This is a genomic window from Candidatus Woesearchaeota archaeon, assembly GCA_026394965.1.
In the GTDB taxonomy this organism is placed as follows: Archaea; Nanobdellota; Nanobdellia; order Woesearchaeales; family 0-14-0-80-44-23; genus JAPLZQ01.
Genome location: JAPLZQ010000012.1, coordinates 1 through 5851, shown reverse-complemented (window position 1 = coordinate 5851; position 5851 = coordinate 1). Strand labels below are relative to the sequence as shown.

Genomic DNA, 5851 nt, shown 5'->3' with positions numbered 1-5851 from the left:
TTATTGTGATGCCCTCATTTTCCCCGATAACAGAAGGGACAGACATCTTAAAAGAGGAGCTGCTGAGCCCTTTTCTGAAAACAGGGGACATCGGGAAGTTCAAGGCGTTTATTGTTTCAGAGAATCTTGAAATCCTTGGCTTTGGGGAAAAAAAATCAATAAAGAGAATGATTTAACAAGATTTTTAAGGAGCTGGCTTTTAATAATATTTGGGGTGCATAGATGCGCATTAAATGGATAAAGCTCAGGAACATAAGAAGCTACAGCTCATGCTCTCTTGAGTTTCCTGAAGGCTCAATTCTCCTGAGCGGGGACATCGGCGCAGGAAAGAGCACAATCCTTCTATCAATAGAATTTGCGCTGTTCGGATTCACCTCTGAAATCAACGGAGAGACGCTCCTTCGCAACGGAAAGTCAGCAGGCTCAGTTGAGCTCTCCTTTGAGTCAGACGGGAAGGATATTACAATCAAGAGAAGCCTGAAAAAGAAGGGAAGCGGGATAGCCCAGGATTCAGGCTATATAATAATAGACAATGCAAAGGAGGAGAAATCAGCTGATGAGCTCAAGTCAGCTGTTCTTGAAATTTTAGGATATCCCCAGGAACTGCTGAAGAAAAAATCAATCCCGCTTTACAGATACACAGTATACACCCCTCAGGAAGACATGAAGAAAATCCTCTTTGAGTCAAGGGAGGAAAGGCTTTCGACAATAAGGAAGATATTCGGGATTGAGAAATACGGGCTTGTCCGCGCAAATGCAGTGATTATAGCAGCATCACTAAGGGAAAGGGCAAGGGAGCTTTCAGGAAAAATTTATGACCTTTCCCCAAAAAGAGAGGAGCTCTCAGAAAAGAAGAGAATTATGGCTGCGCTTGAAAAGAGGATTAATGAGCTTTCAACTGAACTTGAAACTGCAGGGAAAAAAGTTGATTTTGGGAAGGTTAAGAAAAAAGAGGCAGAGGAGAATCAGAGAAAATTCCTGCAGGCAAAAGCCCAGCTTGAGTCAATTGAGGAAATGCTTTCTGAAAAAGTAGTTGAGATTGAAAAATCCAAAGCCCAGCAGGAAAAGGCGGGAAATGATATTAAGGCTCTTGAAAAGAGAATTTCTGAAAAGCATGCTTCTAAAAAGATTGACGAGGAATCATTGGAAAAATCGCTTGAAGGGATAAGAAAGGATTTAAGCGCCCTTGAAAAAAAGCATGCTGAGGCGCTTGAGCGCAGGAAAAACCTCCTCATGAGGAAAAAAGAGCTTGAGAAGGAGATATCCTCAGGAGAAGAGCTTGAAAAAGAGGTTTCTGAAAAGGAAAAAGAGCTTGAAAAATCAGCTGCATCTTCATCACAAAGAACAAAGTTTGAGAAAGAGCGCGATAAAATTGAAATTGAGTTAAAAGAGATTATTGCAAAAAAAAGCGAATTTTCTACAGTTAAAAGCGAATCAGAAAGGATAATCTCTGAAATATCTGCTCGCAAGGTGTGCCCAACCTGCAGGCAGGAAATAACCGAAGGATACAGGGCTCATATAGAAAAGGAGCACGGGGAAAAGAGCGAATCTGCTGAAAAGGAGCTTTCCCAGCTTTCAAAAAGAGAGGAAAAACTTGAGCTATTGGAAAGGGAATTAAAGCTCAGCATTAAGGCACTTTTGCAGGAAGAGTCAATGTCAGAAAAGCTTAGAGCTGAAATCAAGTCGGCAAAAGAGCGCATGTCTGAAATCAAAAAAAAGGAAATAAGCCTGAAAGAGATTGGCGAAGGGCTTATTCTCCTGGAAGATTCATCCTCAGATGAGAAAATAGCCAATCTGAACAGGGAAGAGGAAAAATACAAAGGCCTTCTCAGGACAGCGCACGAAAACAACATCGTTCTTATGGAAAAGGAAAGCATGGAAAGGGAGCTTTCCCAGAAAATTGAACTTCTCAAAAAATCAGAAGAGGCAGTCTCAGAATTGAAAAAGTCAGTGGGGGAAATCAATGCAAGGAAGATGAAGATTTCCTCAGAAATCAAGGGAATGCGCGATTCAGAGAAGGAATTCCTCAAAATCAGCTCTGCCCTTGAGGAGATTGAGAAGAAGGAAAAGGAATTGTCAATATTGCACTCATCCCTGAAAAGCGAGCTTGATTTGCACACTGAATCATTTGGGAAACTCTCAAAAGAGGTTAGTGAAAAAGAGAAAGAGAAGGAAAAATGCGAATCCATAAAAGAGACTGAAAGCATGATTTCAGAAAAATTCATAGGAATGATTTCCTCAATAGAGAAAACTGTGATGAGCTCAGTTCACCAGGAATTCAGCAGCCTTTTTGAGGAATGGTTCTTCTCGCTTGTTGAAGAGGAGCAAATGAGCGCCCGCCTTGATGACGACTTCACTCCTGTAATAGAGCAGAACGGGTATGAAACAGGGATTGAAAACCTTTCAGGTGGGGAGAAAACCTCAATTGCGCTTGCATACCGGCTTGCCCTCAACAAGGTCATAAACCAGATGGTTTCAGACATAAAGACAAGGGACATCATAATTCTTGATGAGCCGACAGACGGATTCTCAAGCGAGCAGCTTGACAAAGTAAGGACAGTTCTGTCTGAGCTGAATGTCAGGCAGACAATAATAGTCAGCCACGAGGCGAAGATTGAAAGCTTTGTTGACCACATAATAAGGATTGCAAAGCAGGAGCATGAAAGCAGGGTATTCTGAGTTAATTCAAACTCCCTTTTCATATTATACTCTCTAAATAAGCCTTAATCTTGATTTTAATTATTATGCGCAGGTTTCCTCTTTCTTATGTGTTACTACTATTATATAGTTAATTTTAGGAAAGATTTATATAATCGTTGTCACTTATCAGTGTATAATTTTGATAACCTTTGTCAGATGAGCAAGATGGGAATAAAAAAAATAAATCCAGCAGATTCAATCGGAGCCAATGGCATTTCTGCCAAATTCTTAATCATTTTAATTCTCCCTGTTATTTTCCTGCTTATGCCTGAGAAAGCCTGCGGAATGACTATCGCTTATGATGAGGAATACAAGAAAGTTGACTTCCAGCCGAATGCAACAATATCTATCGGCTTTTACGTTCATAATGATCTTAATGAAGAAATAGGATTTACTGTTCCTCTTATAGGCAACCTGACAAAGTATATGAAAGCTGAGTCTGATAATTTTACTCTTGGGCCGTATGGAAACGGCAAATTCAACATAATTATCACATTTCCAGAATCCATTGAAGGTGAAGGGATTTACTCGTACATGGTTATGGTAAAGGAAGAAAGGCTGTATGAAGGCGGCGGAATCCACGCTTACGCATGCCCGGGAGTTACGCTCTACATAAATGTGCCAAAGAAGCCTGCGAATATCTGGACAACTGATGAATTAGGCAATGCAAAACTGGATTTTGCGCCTGAAGAAATAGTCTACATCTCAGGAAGCGGATTTGACTCTGCAAGCGCTGAAAATCCTGTCCAACTGCAGATTACGCGCCCAAATGGGGAAAATCATATTTGCCCGGATGAAAAATGGTGCCCTTCATCTCTTCCAGCAAATTCATCATTTTCACTTTATTCATATAATCTTGATGGGATTGAAGGAGTCTACACAATAAAAGCCAATGATGGAATAAATCAGGCAGAAAATACATTCAATGATTCTATTGCTCTGTTATGCGTTGATAATGATAATGACGGATACGGAAGCAATGGAAGCAGCGCATGCAGCAGCATGGGGCTTGATTGTGATGACAATAACCAGGAGATAAACCCAGGGAAAGCAGAAGTTTGCAATCATATTGATGATAATTGCGATGGCTTAGTGGATGACAACTGCGAAGTAACTGAGCCTGCACCAACAGGCAACTTAACCTCAGAATTGCACACAGAAGAATTGAATGTAAGCGAAATTAATTCAACTTCAGGAATAAATGTTACAGAAGTTCCAGAAGAGATAAACTTAACTCAGGTTAATTCAACAGAATTGCCAAATGGTTCTGAGATGAATTCAACATCAGAGATAAATGTTACAGAATCTGTGAGTCTGACTGAGGGTAATTTCACTGAAAATTCTGATGTTCCTGATAGCGCAGATACGGGCGCGGAAATAAATACCGCAGCAGTTAGCCCAGGAGGAAGCAGCGGTGCGGGCTACAGCGGAAGCCCAGGCAAAGTTGCAGAAAAGCAAAAAGAATCCTGCAGCGAGCTTTGGATTTGCCCTGGCGGATGGGGAGAATGCAGTCTTGGATGGCAGACCAGGACATGCAGGGACCTAAACAACTGCGGAACATACATTAATAAGCCGACAGAGTCAAGGGCATGCACGATTCCTGCTCCAGTGGAGTCTCCTGCTGAGCCAGAGCCAATTCCAGAAGAGAGCCAAGCTTTTTTAGAATCTTCAAAAAGCAGTTCAAGTTCATCTTCTCCTATGAAAAGAGCATTTGCCGGAATCATTAACTGCAAAGATAGGACAGAAGAAATAATATTGCTTTCAACATTGCTTTTTACAATATCCTTAATAAGCATCCTTATTATATTTTAATCTTTTTCTCCCATCTTATCAAAAGAATAAATATAAAAACAGGCGCCTTTTACTTAATTTCAAAATTACGGGGCTGTAGTGTAGCCTGGTATCACTCATGCTTGGGGTGCATGCAACCCGTGTTCGAATCACGGCAGCCCCATAAACTTTTTGAAAAAGTTCCTCCTTCTAAGAATTGTTTAGAACCTTGCTCTCATGCTCCTGCTTTGTTATCCTTATCACATGCTCCACGAAGCTCTCTATCTTCGCCTCATGGCTGAATGCCAGCGCAACAGCTGTCTTTTCCCCGCCGGAGAGGTTCTCTGCCGAAGTATCATGCCCGTCCTCTGTTATTATTGGGGTGAAGTCCTCGTCTATCCTTGCGCTCATGGTCTCTTCCTCTATGAGGGATGAGAACCACTCCTGGAAGAGCTTCCCGAACTCGTAATGTATTGAGCTCATCACCTGCTTCTCCATCTCTGAAACAAGCGCAGTGAACTTATCTGAAAGCATCTGCTCAAGCTCGCGGTAGAGCTCAAACCTTTTCTTGTCCTTGGATTTCTCCTTTATCTCCGCCTCTATTTTCTCGGCATTCCTGCTTTTCAGCGAGACCTCGCTCTCCAGCGCTGCAGAGAGCACCTCTATGTCCTTCTCGCGCTTCATTGCAGAGTCAAGCTCTGATTTTGCATCCTCCCACTGCTTGTCTGTACTTTCAAGTTCCTTCAGTTCTCCTGATGCCTCAATTTTCTTCTTGTTCAGCTCTGAGACCGCCTTATCTGCCTTGGCTGTCTCTTTCTCTGCAGAACTGAGGAGTTCCCTCTCGCGGCTGAGCTGTGCTGACACTGCCTCACGCAGCGCTATCCCCGCGTTTCTCTCCCTGGCTTGCTTCAGGATTTTCTTTTGCTCCGCCTCTTTTTCCTTAAGCGCCCCGATTTCCCTTTCTGCATCTGCCTTCGGCATCTGCGCGATTTCTTTCCCAATCCCTTTCAGCAGGGTTTTTTTCTTCTCAACCTCAGAAAGCAATTTTTTTATGGAATCGGTTTCTGCAGAGAGCTTGTTTGAGCGTGCATCCCTCTCAGAGGAGCGCTTTGACTCTTCCTTAAGGATTTTTATCCCTGATTCGAGCTCCTGCTGCTCCCTTGACAGCGATTCTATCAGCTCCCTGTTGAATTTTTTCTTTTTTTCTTCTTCCTCTTTCAGGTGCTCCTTGTAGTCCTCCTTTATCTCCTGCTTGCAGAGGGGGCAGACCTTGTGCTTCGCTATTTCCGCTATCACCCTTTCCGACTCCTCTTTTGATAGCGAGGCCCTCCCCTTATTCTCTATTATCTCCCTGAGCGCCTTTTCCTTTTCTTCCCTCTCC

Annotated in this window: 3 protein-coding genes and 1 tRNA gene; 3 read left to right on the top strand and 1 reads right to left on the bottom strand. The window is 42.7% G+C overall.

All coding sequences use genetic code 11. The features are described from left to right. The first annotated feature begins 222 nt into the window (after positions 1–222). The 3 genes from NTV63_00595 (at position 223) to NTV63_00585 (ending at position 4654) form a co-directional block, all read left to right on the top strand. Positions 223–2679: an SMC family ATPase gene (locus NTV63_00595; GenBank protein ID MCX6709441.1), complete on the top strand. Its 2457-nt coding sequence runs from the start codon at positions 223–225 to the stop codon at positions 2677–2679. A 186-nt stretch (positions 2680–2865) separates the two neighbouring features. Then, positions 2866–4512 (top strand): putative metal-binding motif-containing protein, encoded by a 1647-nt coding sequence (locus NTV63_00590; GenBank protein ID MCX6709440.1) that lies wholly within the window; start codon positions 2866–2868, stop codon positions 4510–4512. Between the two features lie 69 nt (positions 4513–4581). Continuing rightward, positions 4582–4654, top strand: a tRNA-Pro gene (locus NTV63_00585). A 26-nt stretch (positions 4655–4680) separates the two neighbouring features. Here the strand turns inward: NTV63_00585 and NTV63_00580 are convergent. After that, positions 4681–5851: hypothetical protein (locus NTV63_00580; GenBank protein MCX6709439.1), on the bottom strand; the 1171-nt coding region annotated here is incomplete at its 5' end.

Excerpts from the sequence above, each read along its gene's own strand:
- NTV63_00595 (MCX6709441.1), top strand. The coding sequence starts at position 223 with ATGCGCATTAAATGGATAAAGCTCAGGAACATAAGAAGCTACAGCTCA.
- NTV63_00590 (MCX6709440.1), top strand. The coding sequence starts at position 2,866 with ATGGGAATAAAAAAAATAAATCCAGCAGATTCAATCGGAGCCAATGGC.